At 68.6% G+C, this 19,294-nt stretch carries 17 protein-coding genes and 3 pseudogenes; 13 read left to right on the top strand and 7 right to left on the bottom strand.

What is annotated here, in order from left to right; genetic code table 11:
* Together KUF83_RS37050 and KUF83_RS37055 are read right to left on the bottom strand one after the other, a co-directional pair.
* A partial coding sequence (locus tag KUF83_RS37050) for a GNAT family N-acetyltransferase (RefSeq protein WP_217459452.1) occupies positions 1-858 on the bottom strand: 858 nt, incomplete at its 3' end.
* 774 nt (positions 859-1,632) lie between these two features.
* On the bottom strand, positions 1,633-2,538 hold the full coding sequence (locus KUF83_RS37055) for a hypothetical protein (RefSeq protein ID WP_308403309.1): 906 nt from the start codon (positions 2,536-2,538) through the stop codon (positions 1,633-1,635).
* A gap of 388 nt (positions 2,539-2,926) precedes the next feature.
* Here KUF83_RS37055 and KUF83_RS37060 point away from each other — a divergent pair, with 388 nt between their 5' ends.
* Positions 2,927-3,166, top strand: coding sequence for a hypothetical protein (locus KUF83_RS37060; RefSeq protein ID WP_217459454.1), 240 nt, complete (start codon positions 2,927-2,929; stop codon positions 3,164-3,166).
* On the top strand, positions 3,163-3,387 hold the full coding sequence (locus KUF83_RS37065) for a LexA family transcriptional regulator (protein WP_217459455.1): 225 nt from the start codon (positions 3,163-3,165) through the stop codon (positions 3,385-3,387). Before KUF83_RS37060 ends, KUF83_RS37065 begins: the two co-directional genes overlap by 4 nt.
* Before the next feature lie 935 nt (positions 3,388-4,322).
* Here the strand turns inward: KUF83_RS37065 and KUF83_RS37070 are convergent.
* Together KUF83_RS37070 and KUF83_RS37075 are read right to left on the bottom strand one after the other, a co-directional pair.
* Complete coding sequence (locus KUF83_RS37070) at positions 4,323-5,231, bottom strand: replication-relaxation family protein (protein WP_217459456.1); 909 nt, start codon at positions 5,229-5,231, stop codon at positions 4,323-4,325.
* A 506-nt stretch (positions 5,232-5,737) separates the two neighbouring features.
* The gene (locus KUF83_RS37075) at positions 5,738-5,887 is read right to left on the bottom strand and encodes a hypothetical protein (RefSeq protein ID WP_217459457.1); all 150 of its coding nucleotides are present in this window, start codon (positions 5,885-5,887) and stop codon (positions 5,738-5,740) included.
* Positions 5,888-6,774: 887 nt separating this feature from the next.
* On the opposite strand from KUF83_RS37075, the gene KUF83_RS37080 reads away from it, so the two are divergent.
* The 4 genes and pseudogenes from KUF83_RS37080 to KUF83_RS37095 form a co-directional block, all read left to right on the top strand.
* Positions 6,775-7,095: a hypothetical protein gene (locus KUF83_RS37080; protein ID WP_217459458.1), complete on the top strand. Its 321-nt coding sequence runs from the start codon at positions 6,775-6,777 to the stop codon at positions 7,093-7,095.
* 897 nt (positions 7,096-7,992) lie between these two features.
* Positions 7,993-8,915 (top strand): annotated as a pseudogene (locus KUF83_RS37085) (DUF6192 family protein).
* 83 nt (positions 8,916-8,998) lie between these two features.
* Positions 8,999-9,334: a RacP protein gene (locus KUF83_RS37090; protein WP_254644927.1), complete on the top strand. Its 336-nt coding sequence runs from the start codon at positions 8,999-9,001 to the stop codon at positions 9,332-9,334.
* Positions 9,335-9,421: 87 nt separating this feature from the next.
* Positions 9,422-10,219 (top strand): annotated as a pseudogene (locus KUF83_RS37095) (IS5 family transposase); the annotation flags it as partial.
* A gap of 117 nt (positions 10,220-10,336) precedes the next feature.
* Here the strand turns inward: KUF83_RS37095 and KUF83_RS37100 are convergent.
* Entirely contained in the window at positions 10,337-11,329 is a 993-nt protein-coding gene (locus tag KUF83_RS37100) for a CehA/McbA family metallohydrolase (protein WP_217459461.1), read from the bottom strand.
* A 297-nt stretch (positions 11,330-11,626) separates the two neighbouring features.
* Here KUF83_RS37100 and KUF83_RS37105 point away from each other — a divergent pair, with 297 nt between their 5' ends.
* From KUF83_RS37105 to KUF83_RS43125, 5 genes and pseudogenes are all read left to right on the top strand, one after another.
* Positions 11,627-11,845: a hypothetical protein gene (locus KUF83_RS37105; RefSeq protein ID WP_254644928.1), complete on the top strand. Its 219-nt coding sequence runs from the start codon at positions 11,627-11,629 to the stop codon at positions 11,843-11,845.
* A gap of 78 nt (positions 11,846-11,923) precedes the next feature.
* Positions 11,924-12,742 (top strand): annotated as a pseudogene (locus tag KUF83_RS37110) (transposase); the annotation flags it as partial.
* Positions 12,743-13,067: 325 nt separating this feature from the next.
* Positions 13,068-13,997 carry a hypothetical protein gene (locus tag KUF83_RS37115; protein ID WP_217459462.1) on the top strand — a complete coding sequence of 310 codons (930 nt, stop codon included), beginning with the start codon at positions 13,068-13,070 and terminating at the stop codon, positions 13,995-13,997.
* Positions 13,998-14,057: 60 nt separating this feature from the next.
* On the top strand, positions 14,058-14,525 hold the full coding sequence (locus KUF83_RS37120; RefSeq protein ID WP_217459463.1) for a hypothetical protein: 468 nt from the start codon (positions 14,058-14,060) through the stop codon (positions 14,523-14,525).
* 192 nt (positions 14,526-14,717) lie between these two features.
* Entirely contained in the window at positions 14,718-15,005 is a 288-nt protein-coding gene (locus KUF83_RS43125) for a helix-turn-helix domain-containing protein (protein ID WP_217459464.1), read from the top strand.
* On the opposite strand, the gene KUF83_RS37130 is transcribed toward KUF83_RS43125, so the two are convergent.
* Together KUF83_RS37130 and KUF83_RS37135 are read right to left on the bottom strand one after the other, a co-directional pair.
* A complete protein-coding gene (locus KUF83_RS37130) occupies positions 14,936-15,673 on the bottom strand; it encodes an ABC transporter permease (protein ID WP_308403311.1) in 738 nt (245 codons plus the stop codon). The genes KUF83_RS43125 and KUF83_RS37130 overlap by 70 nt on opposite strands.
* 152 nt (positions 15,674-15,825) lie before the next feature.
* A complete protein-coding gene (locus KUF83_RS37135; RefSeq protein WP_217459466.1) occupies positions 15,826-16,854 on the bottom strand; it encodes an ABC transporter substrate-binding protein in 1,029 nt (342 codons plus the stop codon).
* Positions 16,855-17,124: 270 nt separating this feature from the next.
* On the opposite strand from KUF83_RS37135, the gene KUF83_RS37140 reads away from it, so the two are divergent.
* Entirely contained in the window at positions 17,125-17,910 is a 786-nt protein-coding gene (locus tag KUF83_RS37140) for an ABC transporter ATP-binding protein (RefSeq protein ID WP_217459467.1), read from the top strand.
* Complete coding sequence (locus KUF83_RS37145; protein WP_217459468.1) at positions 17,907-18,851, top strand: LLM class F420-dependent oxidoreductase; 945 nt, start codon at positions 17,907-17,909, stop codon at positions 18,849-18,851. Before KUF83_RS37140 ends, KUF83_RS37145 begins: the two co-directional genes overlap by 4 nt.
* The last annotated feature ends 443 nt before the right edge of the window (positions 18,852-19,294 follow it).

Below are 19,294 nucleotides of genomic sequence, written 5' to 3' on the forward strand. Positions count from 1 at the left end.
GAACCTGTGTCCGGCGAAGTCGGCGAGATGGACGTAGCCGATGCGCTGGTAGAGGGCGTTGCTCGTGGGGTTGTCCGGGTCTGTGAACAGGACGACGTCCGTCGCCCCCGCGGCCTGTGCGGCTCTGCTCGCTTCGACCGTCACAGCTCCGGCGTAGCCGCGGCCGCGGAGGTGGGCCGGGGTATAGACGGGATCCACCCGGACCATGCCGCCGACGAGCGAGGTCGAGGCCGCCATCGAGACGGGAATGCCCTCCGGGGTTTCCCAGAACGTGAAGTGCCTGTCGCCGAAACGTGAGTCTTCCCAGGAGCCGGCGTCGATCAGGTCGATGGAGCGCTGTTCCCCGACGTCGACGCAGAACTCACGGCACCAGCGCACGATTTGGTCATGGTCCTTACGGCCCGTGAGGCGGCCCTGGCCCTCCGGGCGCTGCGGCGGGGTGAGCGTGCCGAGTCGGTAGAGATGCGTCTTCCAGAAAGGTACCGACGCCGCGCCCGTGTGCTTCTGCCAGGACTCGGAGAAGGCGCCAGCGGTGTCGTGCTCCGCGATGACGTGGGCGGGTGAGTGCCCGAGGCCGGCCAGGTGTGCAGCGAGGGTGTCGGTCTGCTCGGCAGAGAGCGGAGTGAGGCCCAGGCGTCCGAGCGGGGTGAGATAGAAGATCGCGCGAACCTCACCCTGTGACTCTAGTCGGCCGAAAACGGCGGCTTCGTCGCCGGACTCGGCCGCCCTGTGGGTCCGCAGCTTCTCGATGTCCGTCAGCGGCGTGTTGTGCAGGGCAGCGCGCGAGCGCAGGAAGTGCCCAGCTCGGGCGAGGAAGGCGTCGACGTCCTGGGTGAGGTGCCAGTCATCCGGATGCATGCTTCATGTTCCCGGACGACCTCGACTCGGGGCCGCTCCTTCAACTCCTTTCAGCCACATCCCGTTCCGTCGTTTGGTGCGGGTGCGGGCGAGTCGCGGCCAGGTAGTCGGACCAGTTCTCGCCGGCCATGGCTGCGAAGCGTTCCGCGGTTCTCGGCTGGATGCCGATCAAGTCGGAGAGCACGACGGGTGGCATGTCGGCGAGCGCTTGCATCATGGCCGTGTTCCGGGCTGCGCGGGCGGGCAGGCCGTAGCGCTTGAGTTTGTCACACAGTCCCGCAGGGTTGCGGGGGCGCCCGGGGGCTCGGCCCGGCAGCAGGTACTTGGTGGCTTCGTTGCCGTGCCGGGATCGGTCTTCGAGGTGGTCGTCGATGAGGCGGGCGAGCTTCGGCGGCAGGACGACGGGGTGGCGGATGATCGTCAGGTAGGTGTGATCCGCGTCGTGGTGGAGGTGGTCGGTGGTGAGTTCGACGATGCGGGTCAGAGGGAGGGCGTAGAGGCGGATGAGGGCTGCGGCGATGCGAACGTCCGACGGAAGTGTGGGGTCATTCAGGCACCGGCGTTTGCCTGCCCAGGCCGGGAGCCGGCATCTGTATTTCCCTCCCCAAAGCGCTCGCAGAGCGGCCGAGGCCTTGCGTCAGCTGGATCGGTGAACGTCATGGCGTGCCTGTGACTGAGCACGGTAGTTGGCCCCAAAGGACAACTCCGATGCACAAAACACGAGCAGGTGCGCCGGCGACGTGGTCGAGGCCAGCCATTTGTCGCTCAGGGCAGTCAGGCCCAGGGGTCGTCGGACAGTTCGGGCTCTTCGGGGTGGAGCATGCGGCGGACGCAGTCCAGGAGCCCCGGCTCACCGCGTCCGGCGGCGGCCATCCAGGGCAGGGCGTCCATGGCGCGGGCGCGTTCTTCGGTGGCCAGGGCTTCGACGGTGGTGTGCAGGGCGTCGGGAGCGGGTTCGTCGGTCAGGCAGAGCCAGCCGATCGCGGCCGCGAGGCGGACTTCGGGGGCCTGTGCCCGGTCCTGCCACAGCTCGCGGATCCATCCGGTGGCCGGCTGGTGCGGGTGGGCACGTGTGATCTCTGCTGTGGCAAGAACCAAGGCGGCCCGGGCCGTCGGGTCCTGCTCCTTTGCGAACCGGGTGGCGAAGGCGCTTCGGACCGTGTGGCCGGAGTCGGCTGCGGTGGCGAGAGTGTAGGAGGCGTCGATGCGTATGGCGGGGTCGGAGGCGTCGAGGAGAGGCAGGAGCACGGGGGCTCCGGTGGTGATCGCGGCTCGCGCGGCGGCCACCGACCAGCCTGCCAGGTAGCCGGTCACCTCAACGCCGTAGTCGTCATAGCCGTCGTGCTGGGGGCCGGAGCGGTGGAGGAGGAGTTCGTCGCGGGAGGCGACACCGAAGTGACGGGCTCGGGCCGGGGCGGCGAGACCGCCCAGAGCGTCGGCGCGGTGCCGATGGTGGGGGTCGGCGGCGATCCGGATCAGGAACGGGACGGCGAGAGCGGCGGCGGCCCGGCTGTCGTCGGCACACATGCCGATCAGGACACCCATCGAGTTACGTGCCGGCTCGTCTCCGGTGCGCAGCAGGCGAACGGCCTCCCGGGCGTTCTCCCCGTGAGGGAAGTTTCCCCAGGGAAGGTCGTCGAGAGCGGCTCCGTCGAAGGTCCCGGGCCGGATGGTCGCCACGACAGCCCGGATGTCGAATGGGCCGCCTGCGAACGAGGCCAGATCCTCCCCGTCCACCAGGGCCCGACACATCGCGAACGTCGGATCGATCCGCCAGTCCCCCACACCACACCATCCCACCGTCAATCCACAGAGATTCGATCATGCGTGATTTAGACGACGCGAAGCCACCTGGCAGTCAGACCGCTGCATGCCGCAGACCACCGCAATCCCAGAAACCCCCAGCTCAGCGCGTCTGCGCCGCCTACTCGTGAGCCATATATCGCGCACAGGGGCCAACTAGCGTGCTCAAGGGCCAACTATCTCGCTCAGTCACAGCTCCGGATCCGGCAGGCCCCGCCGGGCCCGCCACTCGCATATTCGAATTCTAGTTCGATAGCGTGAGGGGATGAAATCCGCGCCCTTCCCCCACGACCTGGTCCGCCTCCAGGCGGCCTGGAACCGCACCTACGACGCTCTCGCCGCACCCCGCCCCACTCCTGCGCACACGCAGCTCAGGCGCCGGCTGCTGATGCTGTCGACGCGCCTGTGGTGGCACCCGTTCTGGCAGGGCCCGGGCAGCGCGCCGGCCGCGCGTGCGCAGTTGCGCAATCAGGCCCGTGCTCTGAGCAGGGATGCGCAGTGGTGAACCGGCGGCCTGCGCACCTGACCGAGCGGGAGGAACAGATCCTGCGCTGCATCCGGCAGACGATCGCGGACCGCGGCGAAGGCCCCACCCTGACGGAGATCGGCACGATGGTCGGGCTGCGCAGCAAGGGCACGGTCGCCTACCACCTGCGCAACCTGGAAAAGCGCGGTGCGCTGGTCCGTGACGGGCACGGCTCCCGCATCTGGCGCCCCGCCCGCTGACGCCTTCGCTGTCCAGAGGATGCGAGGCCAGCCCCGCCCTCCGGACGCGGCTACACGGTTTCCGCCCCGTCTGCGCAGACGGGGCGCCCTCTACCACACGAAAGCCCCCCAGGTGCAGGCCCGGGAGACTCCGTGGGGGGCTATTTTCCGAACCCCGCAGTTACGGGTGACCACAATGGCTTCAGCCAGTCCGGTCCGCGTCCAGTGTGTGCGGGGAGGCCTGCGCGTGTTCGAGCCGACGCACGTCAACCCCCTCGCACTCCGCTGCCGTGCCGCGCGGATCCAGGCTGCACCCGCATGACCCACATGTACCCGGCCAGACCAATCGATCCGCGCACCGTCGCGTCAGCCCATGCCGGCAAAACGCTGCCTCCGGTATTCCATCCCAGGCTCCAGAAGAGGAGCAAACTCAGTGCGCTTGCCACTATGACTGCGCTCCCGTACCTGACGAGCGTCGTGCGGCCTCTGCCCAGCCAGATTCCTAGAAGCCCAGCCGGGATCTGCACCATCACATGGAAACTTGCGCATGCCAGCGGCACAGTAAGGAGGAGGGCGAAGGGTGCATCTGCTGTGGGATCGCCTGGCGGGGTCGCATAGCCGGAGTCCAGCATCCACAACGGCGGCACCAAGAACGTGAGCAGGAGTACGGCTCCGCTCAGATGCATAGCGCCAAGGTGCCGCAGTGCCGGATGTGGAGCCCCGACGCTTCGTCCCCTGGCAGTCGGACCATTGGTTCCCTCGCCCATATCTCCCCTCCCGCCGCCCTGCAGGCGTGGGACATGGTAGTCAGGCGGTTGCCCCGTCCTCGCACGGCGTAGCACGTCCCGCACGGAGTCGTAATGATCCGCCGGACAGTGCCTAGTACACCGCCTCGCTGCACCCCGCTGACCCGCCGTGGTCGGGGCTGTGGGCAGCTGAAGGCATCGTGGGGGCGGTCAGGCGTTCCGGGTCTGCGTCCAGCTCACGTGCTGGCTCAGATCCTGCACGGGCCGCCACACGGGCGCTGCAGGCCCGTCACGCAGCAGGTCGGCCATAGCCGCCACCAGGACCGGAACGGTGCGCAGAAAGCCCGCCAGAGCCGTATCCCGGCCCGCTGCGCGCAAGGCCTGGGCACGGTTCTGAATACCGGCCAGGCCGGTGTTGTCCAAGATGAACAGCAGCCGCGGAAACACTGGATAGCGCCGCCGCCAGGGCTCCTCCGGTGGCTCCATGAACGGCTGCCGGGGCCGTCCGACCGGCACCGGCACCGGCACGTAACGGTGCAGCCGGGCGTAAGCGCCGATCTTCGCGGCCAGGCGCTCAGGCCCCATGGTCGCCCGGTCGACCTCGACGAACGCCCGCAGCATCGACCACTCCTCACGGCTGTCGGCGGGGCTGGTGCGGTAGTACAGCAGCCCGTCAGGAATGACCGCCTCGCCATTCCCGAGGGGGTGGTAGACCTCGGGAATCCAGTCCAAGGGCCGGCACACTTCACCGCGGCGCCGGGCGTCCTGGACGAACGCCAGCCCCACCTCCGTCACCGTCAGCCCGTGCCCAGCCTTCAGCCGCACCGCCGTCCGGTCCGACGCCAGGCGTGGCGCCTGCCAGTCCCGCAACTCGGGCAACTGCGCGGCCACCTGCGCTCCGTACTCGGTAACGAACCAGACCCGCGTCCGCCCGGCCTGCGCAAGCGTGACCCGATCCACCAGACCTTCCACACGCAGTTTGGCCATGCGGCGGCGTGTCTGCTCGATCCGCACCCCGGGCGCGATCAGCAGATGCAGCTGCTCCGTCGTCGCCATCCGGTACTGCGCCAGCACCGCCAACGCCAGCCGGTCCCCACCACCCGCATCCACCTTCACCATCGCCGTACCTCCGCTGCCGGCCCACAGCAGCCCCCCTTCTGCCGGGGTGCCGCGTCTTTCCGCCAGCGCAGCAGCCGGCCCCGACCACCATCCCGACCATCAAGGCCCGACCACGGTCACGAAGCGACAACACCACCCCCGACCCAGCCCACAACCCCACCGACAACCCGGCCGACAACCCCGCCCACAACAGTCCGAGCCCTTCCGGCGCCTGACGGTGTATCCGCAGCTCACCACGCCCCTACGGCCTGATCGCCAGCCCGACATCCCCCTCTGCACACCCCCACGCCCCCACCAGCCAGGAAGAAGGAAAGGGAGGGGCGGGGACGGGGTGGGCGTGCCTCGGGGGATCGGGGCGCCGTCCTCTTGTTGCACGTCGGCGGGGCCTCCGCGCTCGGGCGCCGGGCAAGGCCGGCTGGCATGGTGACCCCGACCGTGATCCCGCGAGCCTGCAAGAGCTGTTCGAGGACTGGGGACCCGCCCCATTGACCGGTGCGAGGGACTGGTCAGCGCTTCTTGAGAGCGGCCAGGTAGACCCGGACCAGCTCCGCGCCCGCCGCGCACCGTCCGGTCCCTCTCGGGCACTCGTGGCACGCACGCAGGTGTTCCACATACGTGTCGTAGCTGCGCTGGGCAGCGGGCGTCATGGTGTGCATTCGTGCCTCCCCGCGACCCGCGCCACCGGCGCGCTTGCTTGCCGACGGTCGCCAGTCAAACCCGAGCATATGGCGCGAGGAGCGCGTCTGTACCCCACTGCATGACGACGAGGGAGGGGCCCGTGCGGTTCCGTCAACGCGGCACGGACCCCGGCGCCAAACTACCCGCCCCCGACCGGGGCACCCGCCGTCCGGGGAGCGATGTCCGCACGTGTGGGTGGCGACAGCCGGCGGGCTTGACGGGACGCTCGGCAGAAAGCCCAGTGAGGGGTCCGGTCGTGCGAGCGCGGCCGGGCCCGTGCCGTCCCGCGGGCGTGTCAGGGGCGGGTGTCCGCAACGATGGCCACGGTCGCCGCGAGGATCGTGAGCGCGGCCATGACGACCAGTACCGTTCTCAGCCCCCTCATGCGCCGTCCTGCGCGGGACGCGGGGGCCGGCCCCGGCAAGCTCCAGGACGCGCGCGAATACTTGCCCTCTGCCGGCATCCGAGAGGCTTGGGCGTCCGTCTCCCGCAGCTGCACGCACCACGCACAGGTGTCCTCTGCATGCCCGGCACTCCGGGCGCCGGGCCCCGGATCGACACAGTCACCGAAGGCTTCCATAGCTGCTCAACGACCGATGCCCGGCCAACGGCCGGAGCCTCACCCATTTGCCCCGGCCTCCCTGTTCAGCCGGACGTATCGCAAGAGCCCGGCACGTCGTCGCCTTCCCAGTAAGGAAGCCGTCCGCCCGAGGGCAGGGCGCCCGGCCGCCGTCTGCTGGTCACACGAGGTGATCAGCCGCCGATGACGCCAGCGGTGTGACGTCGGGCCGCAGTCGCAACCGAAGCAGGCCTCGCGGAGCTCTGGACCGGTAGTTGCCCGCACGCCACCCGCTGGGAGACAGAGATGACCCCCTGGAGCAACGAATGTCTCAGTTCCTGCGCCTACGCCGACCCCTACGCCGTTCCGGACCTCCCTGAGAGCACCTGGCCGACTCCCGTCCAGGCCGGTGACGACCTGGACTACTTCCTGCCGCCGCCCAACCCCGCCGAACGCCTCAACTCGATCCTTGACCCGCGTGATGAACGGCGCCTTGCCCTGAATGCGACGCTCACCGCCGCCGGTATCCCCCCGATGCCGGAAGACCGTGCGGTCATCGACCAGCTCAGCGCCCTGCCGGCAGACGTCAGCACCGTCCTCCAGCGCTGGCTGCACCACGCCCTGTGAACCCAGGGAGGGACCCGTGACCGTGCGCGACGCGCTGCATCGGGTGGTGACCGGCCCGATTCCTGTCCCGACCCAGTCGCGTCCTCACCCGCCGACGGCCACAGGGCGTGGGGGCAGTCCAGGTGGCACTATCCAGACGAGCTGGCCGTGCTGCGGCCGTTCGGCGGGCGGACAAGCCAGCCGAGTTGCTGGCTGGATGTTGTCGGCCCGGACGCCGTCGGCGTCCTGGGTGAGTGCCCGTTTCTGAACCCCGCTTATGGATCTTTGGGTGGGTCTAGTCTGGTTTGGTGGCCGGGATCAATGGGCCTGTACGCGGACGGCGTTGTCCGGGCTGCGGTGACTGGCTGAGGCCGGATGCCGGGCCCCGGGCGGCGTTCTGCTCGGGGCCGTGTCGGTCCAGGCAGTGGCGTCGTCTGCGGCGGGTGAAGCTGCGGACGGCTGCGCTGGAGCGGGACGAGGGCCGGCGGGTGTGTCCGGCGTGCGGGGCGGTCTGGGTGGCCGGGGTGGACCATCGCCGCAACGCGGTGTACTGCTCGGCGAAGTGCCGCCGCCGGGCCTGGGTGGCGCGGAAGGAAGCGTTCGCCCAAGCGTCCGGATAAACGCTTCCGCGAACGGTTGAAGTGTCCGATTTGGTTTTGAATGGTCAATTGCGGTCATTGCTGGTGTTAGATCTCGAAACGGGTTGACGCTGGCGGGAGTTGGCCGGGGTGATGTCGCTGGTGGTCCGGTCCGCCGGGGCCCGGGCCGCGAGGGATGGTGACCACCATGCCCACCGCCACGATCGGCCACATAACCCGCGAGCGCTACGAGCAGATCATCGCCGGCGACCGCGAACTGGTCGGGCAGATGCAGCGCATCCAGTTCACCATCGGGGACCACGCGCTGGAGATCGAGCCGATGCAGAAGCCCGGCGGCGCCCGCCCCGCTCCCGGGGAGGAGCCGTGCGGAGTCGATGCCTCGCTCCAGATCTACGCCGATGACCTGGGACTGGCCTTGAGCACGGTTCGCAATTACCGGTTCACGGCCCACCGCTGGCCCAAGGAGCATCGTCATCGCGAGGTCTCCCACCGGGTGCACCTGATCCTGGCCTCGGTCCCGGACGACGCCGATCGGTTCGCCAGGATCGCCCGCCCGCCGCTGGATCCCTGTTCGGGGCGGCGCCGGTGGACCTCGGACCTGGCCAAGAAAGAGGTCGGGCAGAGCCCGGAGCGTCCCGAGACGCCCGCGCAGAAGGTGGCGGCCTCCACCGCCTGGCCGATAGTGACGAGGTCGCCGCGCAGGTGGCGGCGGACGTGCTGCGCCGTCCGGCGGTGGCGGCCAAAGTGGTCGCCGACGACACCGCCCGCCATATGGTCAACAAGGCGCAGACCACGCAGCACCGGACCGAGGTCGTCCACGACCTCATCGAGGACGACACGGTCGCCGCCCAGGTGGCCTCCGACGTGCTGCGTCGGCCGGAGGTCGCGGCCAGGGTGGTCGCCGACGACACCGCCCGGCACGCGGTCAACCGGGCCCAGACCGACCGGTCCCGGCAGCAGGCCGACGCCTTCCGGCGCGAGACCCCGGCCGGCAAGACGGTGAAGAAGATCGAGCGGACCCAGGAGTTCCTGGACCTGGTCGGCGCCTGCCATACGTTCGTGTCCGCCTGCGGCAAGGCGGTGCCGCAGCTGCGCGACCGGCACCTGTCCGGCGACGAACAGGCCGTGCTGACGCAGAACGTCGCCCGTTGCCGGGCTGTGCTGGACTGGATCGAGACCGCCGCGGAGACCGGCAGGGTCGACATGGACGACGAACTCGCCCGGCTCCTGCGGGGAGAGTAGCGGTGGCCAAACGGCGTTCCCCGGCTGCGGAGCGCCACGCTGACCTGATACGAACCGCCCTGTTCGAGGTCGCGCCCGCCGGCATGACGCTTACGCGGCTGATGGCTTCGTGCGAGCTGAGCCGCTGGCAGACCAGGCGGGGGCTGGGCGCGCTGCGCGATCTGTGCGCGGAGCGCGGCTGGCCGCCGGTGATCTGGACCAGGGACCACGGGTACTTCTTCTGTGCGAGCGAGGCAGAGCTGGAGGAGTGGGAGCGGGCCTGGCTCAGCGAGAAGCTGACCCAGTTCCGCCGGATGATCACGGGCACGATCGGACCACACCTGGCCCTGTTCCCCAAAAGCACCTGGGCCGGCTACCTCAGCGACCAGATGAGGGCGATCGAGTCGAACCTCGCGATGGCCGCCCGGCCACCGCGCTGACCCGCCGGGGGCTCGCCCACCGGCGAGGAGGCCGGGGCCCGGCCCGAACCCACCCAGTCCCCACCCGGGCCGGGCCCCACCCACCTCATGCGCCGACCCCGCTACCCCTCCGACATGACCGACGCTGAATGGTCCCTGCTCGAACCCCTGCTGCCGCCGCCGGCCTGCACCACCCCGCGCGGCGGGGCTCCGGAGAAGTGGCCCCGCCGGGAGATCGTCGACGGCATCCGCTATCTGGTCGATAACGGCATAAAGTGGCGCGCGATGCCTGCGGACTACCCGCCCTGGCGGACGATCTACGGTTATGCGCGGCGCTGGGCGGCGGCCGGGGTCGTCGGCGTCATCCGCGACCAGCTCCGCCGCGAGATCCGCCTCGCCGCAGGCAAGCCGCCCCGGGCTGCCTCGGTCGTCATCGACTCCCAGAGCGTCAAGGCCTCCGAGACCGTCAGCAAGGACACCAGAGGGTACGACGGCGGCAAGCAGATCAACGGCAGGAAACGGCACATGGTCTGCGACCACCGCGGGCTCGTGCTGCTGGTCATGGTCACCCCCGCCGGCCTCCACGACAGCGCCCCCGCCAAGGAACTGCTGTTCCGGCTCGCGCTCACGCACCCCGAGATCATCATCGTCTGGGCGGACTCCGCCTACGGCGGGAAGCTGGTGACCTGGGCCAAGAAGTACCTCGACATCACCATCAAAACGGTGAAACGCCCGCCCGGCGCGGAGGGCTTCGTCGTGCTGCCCAGACGGTGGGTGGTGGAGCGCACGTGGTCGTGGATCATGCGGGCCCGCCGCCACTGCCGCGACCACGAACGCCTCCCCGAAATGAGCGAATCCTTGATCACGTGGGCGGCCATCACGTTGATGACCAGGCGCCTCACCCGCCGCACGGCCCGTCCAGCCGAACAGCGCGACGTCACCCCGTACTACCTGGCACAGCAAGCGGCCTGACGGAGGCACCGGAGGCTTCGCCAAACAGGGCGAAGACGACAGCACTGTGCGTCAGGCCAGGATGATCGGGTTGCTGAGCGCTGCCATGTGCCCTTCAGAATGGCGTACCTCAATACGGACGAACCCCGAGTCCTCCGCACTGGTGCGCCACTCCACGGCGCCTGACCCGGAACCGGGCAACGATTCGCGGTGCACCGTTCCCTGCTCCGTGTGGAAGCTGACAGTGCCAGAGGGCACACCGCGTACGTTCACCCGCACCACTGCCGGCTCACCGCCGGTCTTCAACCGCTCACCGATCCCGGCGCTATGACCACCAGCACAGACCGTGAACGACAGCTCGACGGCCGCTGATTCGGCGATCCAGCTCCGGCCGGCACGGATGCCGGCGAGGATCGCATCCGTACTCAGCTCCTCAGCCAGCACGACGGTCTGCGGGATACCGATCTGACCCTCCAGATGGGTATCGCTGTTGCCCATCGCCGGCCGCCACCGCTCCTGGTGGACGTCCGCAGCCAGACTGCGCCCCCATTCGGCCAGGGCCGCCTCATTGTCGGCATTCCACGGCACGTCCGAGCTCCACAGCCCGTTCCACACCTCAACCACGTCGAACCCCTGGTACGGGTACATGAACGTGCCCGAAGGGTAAGGCGCGTACGGATGGGCCGCCACACACAGCCCACCGGCCCGATGGACCTGGTCCAGATGCCCATCGACCATTCCGTCCCGTACGCCATACCGCCAGCCGACCAACTCTCCCGGATGAAGACCGAGCGCGAGCCAGTGCCCGGTCCGGGTCGTGACCTCCTCACCCAGGATCACCAGCAGATCGTCGCCGACGTGCCGCCCGAAGGAGCCATGCGCCTCGACGGACTTGTGCTCCGTGGTCGCCAGGAAATCCAACCCCACCGCACGGGCACCAGCCACAAGCTGCTCCGGCGTCAGCTCGCCACCGTCCGAAAACACCGAATGCACGTGACAGTCACCCCGATACCAGCCACGCCCCCGGCCAGCCACCCGCACCGGCGGGAAGTCCAACTCCGACATCCATTCCCCCTCGCGTAACCCGCTGTCCGGCAACGATCACACCCACCTGAGCACGCTTTGCGACCTTGGATTCACCTTGTCCACCGCAGAAGCGCAACACACCACCCCTACCGGCCTACAGGCGGAACATGCCGCTCCGGCACATCAGCGGCCGATTGGTTCTACTTGATCACGCCCTACAGGTTCAGACACAGGCACTTCAGAGCACCCCGACCTACAGCGCGACCATGGCCGCGCTGCACTCTTTTCTCCGAGAGCCTGCGCATCCAGGCCGGTGGTGCCGACGCAGGCGTCCATGTGATCGAGGTCGTCCCGCCCGGCGTGCGCACGACCCTGCTGGGCCAGCAGGACAGCGACCAGTCCATGCCGTTGGACGACTTCCTCACCGAGGCCCTCGACCTGCTGCGCGAGCAGCCCGCCGCGACAGAGCTTGTCGTCGAGCGCGCCAGGTTCATCCGCGACGTGCAGACCAACGGCTCCTACGACGACGTCCTCGCAATGATCAGCGGCAGCTGACGACCTGTTGTTTCCGACGGGAATCAACAACACGCGAGCCCGTCGCCTTGCGGGTGTTTCACGGCTGGCCGATTCCTTGATCAGGTGATGCCCGACGGTGGAATCGAGCGCGAACAGCGCCGAGCGCATCGGGCGGCTACCTGTGCCGAGCCAGTGCGGCCCAGGCGCCGGGCGATCGCGGTGGACGGCAATTGCCTGCGCGGCGCGAAGCGACCGGACGGCAGCCGGGTCTTCGTGCTGTCCGCGGTCCGCCACGGCGACGGCGTCGCGCTCGCCTCGCGCGAGATGGGCGCGAAGACCAACGAGATCCCCGAGTTCGCACCCTGCTCGATCAGAACGACGACACGGATCTCGCGGGGACCGCCGTCACCGCCGATGCCCTCCACGTCCAACGCGACCACACCACCTGTCTGCACGTTGATGCCCTGGCCCTGGCCCTGGAAGGACATCCCCGTGGTCCACCGCGACGACATGCGAGAGCACGGCCGCCACGAGGAACGGATCGTCCAGGTCGTCACCGTCGCGGGCCTGCTCTTTCCGTACGCCCGCCCAGTTCCTGCGGATCAAGCGCCGTCGCCGTCTCTACGGCGCGAAGAAGTGGTCCAGCGAGACCGTCTGCGCCGTCACCGACCTGGCCGCCGAAGAGGCGAATGCGGCCGGGATCGCGTCTTGGGCTCGCGGGCACTGGACGGTGGAAAACACCGTCCACCGGGTCCGAGATGTTGTCTTCGGAGAGGACAAATCCCAGCTCAGAATTCGCAACGCGCCCGCCGTACTCGCTGCCGTCCGTGACCTGATCCGCAGCGCACTCAAGCTCGCCGGATACATCAACACCGCCACCGGACGCCGAGCCCATACCGACCGCCCCGCGTCCTCACTCTCTACGGCATCACATGATCAAAACGGACGGAGCCGGGCAAATGCCGGGGCCTTGGCGCCACCTGTGCCCGCCGCCTCGTGCGAATTCCGGTGTGCGATGGCCACTCCTTGTGGGGCGAACGACCGGCACACTCTGTGACCGGGCCGGGCTAATGTGCCCGTGGCTGGGGCTGACACCGACCATGACGGGCGGGCTACACCTCGATTTCGCATTCCCATTCGTGCCCTGGACGGCAGACATCGGCAAGGCCATTTGATCAGTCTGGGACGACGGAACCACCGACCACAGCGGAAGTCTCTTGAGTACGGCACTCGCGCCAAGAACGGGAAGGGCGGACCTCGGATGAGGCAAAAGATCCCCATTGCTGTCGCCGCCGTGGTGGCCGCCTGCTTTATAACCGGCTGCGACGTCACATCGCCTGACCGGTCGTATTCCGCCGATCCGGGGCAGGGGAAGGCGGCAACTGTTGCCGATGCGGAACTCCGGGATCTCACCGTCCAGGACGAGATCGAGGTGGAGCGCGCCGAGCAGAGGCTTGTCAAGGCGTGCATGGCGGAACAGGGTTTCCCCTACTGGGAGTTCCCGGTGCCCGGCGTCGATGAGCGCAGAGCGGGCCGCTATGTGACGGACGACGTCAGGTGGGCCAAGAAGTACGGGTACGGCCGCCTCTTCGGTGAGAAGGCGGAGGAAGTTCGTTTGACGCACCCGACCGTCACCTACCAGAACAAACTGACCAAGGAGGAACGGGCCGCCTACTCGAAGGCGCTGGACGGCGACTGGCGTGACGCGATGACAGTCGAACTTCCCGGTGGCACGGGCACCATTGAGACTCCTCGCGGGGGGTGCTCCAACGAAGCGCGAAAGCAACTCTACGGCGACCCCGAGACCTGGTTCACCGTCCGTAGGACCATCACCGGCCTGATGCCGCTCTACGTGCCCGACGTCATGAAGGACAAGCGCTTCACGGAGTCCCTCGAGAAGTGGTCGCGCTGTATGGAGAAAGCCGGCCGGCCCTTTGACAACCCGGACAAGCTCCGCGCGAAGCGTGATGTTCTTACCGAGGGGATGCCGTCCGCAGAGGCTAAAAAATTCGACACGGAACTGGCCGTCATCGATGCCACCTGCGCCAAGGAGACATCCCTGGGTGAGATCGCTCGCTCGCTCGAAATCACCTATCTGGAAAAGGTGCTGGAGCGGTACGGCAAGGAAAATTCTGAATATCGAAAGATGCGCCTGAACGCCTTGGTGCAGGCCAGGAAGACCCTTTCCTGAACAGAACTTCCACAGACTCGAATCTGCGGATTAAAAAAGAAAAATCAAAGGAGACCTGCCATGCGCAAACTGCCCTCACTCGCAGCCATCGCCACTCTGGCCGCCGTCGCGGTTATCGCTCCCGCTCCCGGCGCATCGGCTGCCCCCTCGTGTTCCGACAACTACCGCAGTGCTGAGGCCGGCTATATGTACGCCTACAACGGTGCCTACTGCGAAGGGCTTCTCGGCCGCGCCGTCGGGGACGACAGGGACTGGGGCGACAGTGCCAGCAGCTTCCAGGGAAGCGACGACAACAGGGCCGGCTCCATCCTGAACAAGGGTGAGTATTCGGTGGTGAAGTTCATGCAGTTCCCTCGCTCCTTCGACGGCTTCAACCCTCACGTCTGTCTGACTCGCTCCGAGGGCTACGCTTCGAACCTCAGCGACGACTACTGGATGGAAGACAGTTCCCACCACGGGAGCGTCAACAACGACATCAGCGCTCACCAGTGGGTCGGCCTGGACTCCTGTTCGGCCTTCGCGAAGTAACCCACACCCCCTCGGCTGCGCGCCAAGCCGGCCTCGATCCTGCCGAACGGTCTGCCGGCGGTGCCGGCGGACCGTTCTGCGTTCCCTGCCGGGTCGGTGCCGGGTTCCGCAGCCCGGTGGCGGGGCGGCTCTGATGCGGCCCCCGGCTCGGGCCCGCAGGCAGTGCCGAGACTCAGTGGACGTCAAGCGGGGGTGACCGGTTGTGGGCTCAGCCGTGGCGATGGCTGCTGCCTGTGCCTGCGTGCAGCCGGCGGGCGGCCCATCGCGCACGTCGCCGCTGAGGCCGGGATCTCCCGCCGCTGCCTGGCGAAGTGGTACGGCCGCTGGCGCGCGCACGGCGAGGACGGCCTCCTCGACCACTCCTTCCGCCCAGCAGTCAGTTCTCCGGCAGGACGACAAAGTCCCCTACGTCATCCGCGCCAGGTCGTGTCCCTGACCCAGGGCAGTGCGAACCGTTCCAACAACACCAAGGCAAAGTAGAGAAGGATGCTCATCAACCCGATCAGGATGATCGCGGCCCAGGCGGTGGCGGTGTCGCCCACCCCGCCGGCTTGCACGATCAGATAGCCCAGCCCCGACTCACCGGCCTGGAACTCGCCGATGACCGCACCGATCGCGGCGAGCGGCATGGCCACCTTCAACCCGACGAAGATCTGCGGCAGCGCGGCGGGAAACCGCACCTTCCGGAATGCCTGCCAGCGCGAGGCATCCAGCGAGCGCGCCAACTCGGCCAGGTCCGCCGGGGTCGATGTGAGGCCCGTCGCGGTGGACAGCACGATCGGGAAGAAGCAGAGCAGGAAGACCATGGTCAGGACCGGCTTCTGCCCCCATCCGAGCGCACCCACCAACAGTGGCCCGAGCGCGATCTTCGGAACCGCGTTGACGGCGACCAGCAGCGGCGTGAACATGCGCTCCAGTACCCGCGAGGCGGCCAGCGACAGTCCGATCAGAACTCCGCAGGCGCTGGAGAGAACGAAGCCGACCACCGTCTCCACCGTGGTGTCGCCGGTGTGTTCCAGGAACCGGCCGGGGGTTGCGGTGAACGCCGAGAGCACGGCTCCCGGCGGAGGCAGTACTGCCGGGTGGATCATCTCCAGCACCGACGTGAGAAGCCACCACACGCCGAGCGCGACCAGCAGCCCGGCCACCGGCAGCAGTACGACGCCGACGCCCGTCCCGTGACGGGGACCGACTCGTGGCACGGGCACCGGCTCAGGGCCCGCCGTGGGGGACTGCTGCGGCCTTGAGAGTTCGGTCATCCCATCCTTCTCCAGGGCGGCTCCTCACCAGCGCGACGCGGTCAGGCCTTCGGCACCAGGCCGAAGTCGATGATCTGCTCAGGGGTCATCCCCTTCGGCAGCGTGCCCGCGTCCTCCAGAATCCTGATGCTCCTCGACACCCGCCCGGAGTCCAGCGTGCCGAGCGCCGTGCCGGAACCGTCCTTCGGTGTGACGTACGCGGCCATCAACTCCAACTCGGCTGCCGCAGCGGCCGGATTCGTGGTGTCCACGTTCCGCTTCAGGATCTCGGAGGCTTCCTTCGAGTGGGCGAGGCTGTACCTCAAGCCCTTGAGCAGCGCGGCGGTGAACCGCCGTACCATCTCCGGATCCTGCTCGGCGATCTTCGTCGACGTGATCAGCACGTTTCCGTACAGGTCGGGGATCACGTCGCTGTACGGCAGCAGCACAGCCTTCTTCTTCGTCACCGCCTCGATGGTCGGCTTGCCCACCACGAACTGGCCGATACCGTCCACCGAGCCGCCGGCGAGAGTGCCCATCAGGGTCTGCGCCTCGCCGTTGACCCAGGTCACCTTGTCGGCGTCCACGCCGGCCAGCCGGGCGTACGTCGGGAAGAGGTTGCGTACGACAGAGCCGGGCGTGTCCGCGAGCCGTTTACCCTCGAGGTCCTTCGGTGTGGCGATGCCGTTGCCCTCGGTGGTGGCGATCGCGGCCATGGTGCGCTGTTGGATGGCGGCCACCGCGACGAAGTCCTTCGCCTGACCGTTGCCCATGTGCAGCAGACCTCCCGTCAGGTCGATGGGGCCGAACTGCGCCTGGCCGCTCACGACGGCCGGAATCACACCGCCGGTGCCCTGCCCCGGCCTGATCCGCACGTCGAAGCCGGCCTCTTCGAAGAACCCCTTGTCCTTCGCGATCCAGGCGTACGCGTCCCGGCCGAAGCTGCCGAAGGAGGTCAGGTAGGTCACCTTCTTCAGTGCCTTGCCGTCCTCACCGGCGTCCGCGTCGGAATCCGAGCTGCCACACCCCGCCACCAGCGCCAGCGCTGTGGTCAGGGCTGCCGCGGCGACCGTACGGGCGAACCTGATCATGCGCACAGTGTTGTCCTTTCCGACCGCCGAACGCGCCGGCGGAAGGGCGTCGAGACAGCGAGACAGAACGGCAGCACGGAGCCGCCGGGGCATGATGCTTGGTGCGGGCAACAGCGTACGAGGAATGGGTAGTTGTGGGCCAGGTGTATGTCATTGAGGGCATGCATCGACCGGACGACAGGTACCGCCGCTGGGCCTGCTGCGGGTAGCCTGATCGGGCGACAGGACCCGGACGGCACGACGATTGCCCGTGGATGGGGAGACCGCCGGATGATCAGACTCGCCGGTGTGTCCCGGAGCTTCACCAGCCGGTCCGGTTCGACGGTGGCGCTCCAGGACATCGGCCTGCACATCGCCGACAGCGAGTTCGTGGCCGTGGTGGGCCGGTCCGGGTGCGGCAAGTCCACGCTGCTCCGGCTGATCGCCGGTCTCCTGCCGGTCACCGACGGCGAGATCACCATCGGCGGCGAGCGCGTCACCGGCGCCCGGCGGGACGTCGCCATGCTGTTTCAGCGGCCGGCCCTGCTGCCCTGGCGGTCCGTCCTCGACAACGTCATGCTGCCCGTGGAGATCTTCGGCTGGAACAAGGCGCAGCACCGCGAACGCGCGTACCGGCTGCTGGAGACGGCCGGACTGAACGGCTTCGAGAAGCACCGGCCGCACGAACTGTCCGGCGGTATGCAGCAGCGTGTCGCGCTGTGCCGGTCGCTGATGGGCGAGCCGAGGGTACTGCTCATGGACGAGCCGTTCTCCGCACTCGACGCACTGACCCGCGCGGACCTCGCGGTGGAACTGCAGCGCATCCACCTCGAGAACTCGTCCACCGTCGTCTTCGTCACGCACTCGATAGACGAGGCCGTGCTGCTCGCCGACCGGGTGGTGGTGCTCACCCCGCGCCCGGGCCGGATCCGCAAGATCGTCGACATCCCCATACCCCGGCCGAGGACGCTGGGCCGGACCGCGCACCTGGGCGAAGTGGCCCGGTGCAGCGCCGATCTGCACGAACTGCTGATGGAACGGGACCTGTCCGGGACGGCCGAAACGGAGCGGCGATGAGCCTGCGGATCTGCGTCTTCACCGAGCCGCACCGCGGCGCCGACTACGAGGATCAGCTGCGCTTCGCACAACTCGTCGAGGCCGGCGGATTCGAGGGCTTCTTCAGGGCCGATCACTATCAGACGATGGGTGCCGATCCCGGCCTGCCCGGTCCCACCGACGCCTGGCTGACGCTCGGCGCGCTCGCCCGGGAGACCTCCAGGATCCGGCTGGGCACCCTGGTCACCTCGGCCACCTTCAGGCTGCCGGGACCGCTCGCCGTGATGGTGGCGCAGGTGGACAGGATGAGCGGTGGGCGGGTCGAACTGGGCCTCGGCGCGGGTTGGTACGAGCGGGAACACACCTCGTATGGCATCCCGTTCCCGCCTGCCCCGGAGCGCTTCGATCGGCTGGAGGAGCAACTGCAGGTGATCACCGGCCTGTGGCGGACTCCGGCCGGCGAGAGCTTCAGCCACCACGGCGACCACTACCGGCTCGTCGACGCGCCCGCCCTGCCGAGACCCGTGCAGGTGCCGGGGCCGCCGATCATCGTGGGGGGCCGCGGCCCCAAGCGCACCCCGGAGCTGGCAGCCCGGTACGCCGACGAGTTCAACATGCCCTTCAAGTCGGTGGCCGAGACCGCCCGCGCGTACCGACGGGTTGCCGAGGCGTGCGACCGGACCGGGCGGGCCGACGCCGGCCGTCCACCACTGGTGCTCTCGGCCGGTGTTGTGGCGGCCATCGGCCGTACGGAGACGGAAGTGCGACGGCGGGCCGCCCCGCTCCAGGCCAAGAGCGCGCTGCCGCCGGAGGATGCTGTGGTCGGTACCCCGGCCCAACTCGTGCAGCGGCTCGGTGAGTTCGCCGCGATCGGCGCGAGCCGTATCCACCTGCGGCTGATCGACTTCGATGACCTCGACCATCTGGAACTCATCGCCGGTGAGGTGCTCCCGCAGTTGTAGAGCGTGAAGGCCCATGGCACGCTGCCGCGCCGGGGCAGAGGTCTCGCGGTCAGGAACGCGTGCGTTGACCGTCGTCGTGCCGGAGCCGACGGGGCCGATCCGCAGCACGGTGCAGGTGAGGTCGGTGAGCGGCGTGACCTGCGTACGTCCCTGCCCGCCGGGTGCCTTCGCGGTCGCCCGGTATTCCGCCGGGTCTGCGTCGCCGATCTCCATCGCCAGTACCGCGCGGGAGTTGGGCGGCACCGTCACCCGAGTCGAATGGGCATCGGGCGACCGGTGTACGGCGACCTTGACGGGGCCGCGCACGGACGGGACCGTTCCGGCCGTCTCGGTCAGGGCGCCGGTCCTGGGGCGGCCCTTCTTCAATTCGGCCGTCTCGTCGGCCACGAGCACCGCCTCGGTGTCGCGCAGGTGCTCGACCACGTAGGCGCGTATGGCGTCAC

The sequence above is a fragment of the Streptomyces sp. BV286 genome, from assembly GCF_019090165.1.
Classification (GTDB): Bacteria; Actinomycetota; Actinomycetes; order Streptomycetales; family Streptomycetaceae; genus Streptomyces.

Coding starts and splice junctions, on each gene's coding strand:
- KUF83_RS37060 (WP_217459454.1), top strand. CDS start 2,927: ATGAAATCCGCGCCCTTCCCCCACGACCTGGTCCGCCTCCAGGCGGCC.
- KUF83_RS37115 (WP_217459462.1), top strand. CDS start 13,068: ATGAGGCAAAAGATCCCCATTGCTGTCGCCGCCGTGGTGGCCGCCTGC.
- KUF83_RS37100 (WP_217459461.1), bottom strand. CDS start 11,329: ATGTCGGAGTTGGACTTCCCGCCGGTGCGGGTGGCTGGCCGGGGGCGT.
- KUF83_RS37135 (WP_217459466.1), bottom strand. CDS start 16,854: ATGATCAGGTTCGCCCGTACGGTCGCCGCGGCAGCCCTGACCACAGCG.
- KUF83_RS37090 (WP_254644927.1), top strand. CDS start 8,999: ATGACGCTTACGCGGCTGATGGCTTCGTGCGAGCTGAGCCGCTGGCAG.
- KUF83_RS37140 (WP_217459467.1), top strand. CDS start 17,125: ATGATCAGACTCGCCGGTGTGTCCCGGAGCTTCACCAGCCGGTCCGGT.
- KUF83_RS37120 (WP_217459463.1), top strand. CDS start 14,058: ATGCGCAAACTGCCCTCACTCGCAGCCATCGCCACTCTGGCCGCCGTC.
- KUF83_RS37070 (WP_217459456.1), bottom strand. CDS start 5,231: ATGGTGAAGGTGGATGCGGGTGGTGGGGACCGGCTGGCGTTGGCGGTG.
- KUF83_RS37080 (WP_217459458.1), top strand. CDS start 6,775: ATGACCCCCTGGAGCAACGAATGTCTCAGTTCCTGCGCCTACGCCGAC.
- KUF83_RS37145 (WP_217459468.1), top strand. CDS start 17,907: ATGAGCCTGCGGATCTGCGTCTTCACCGAGCCGCACCGCGGCGCCGAC.
- KUF83_RS37075 (WP_217459457.1), bottom strand. CDS start 5,887: ATGCACACCATGACGCCCGCTGCCCAGCGCAGCTACGACACGTATGTG.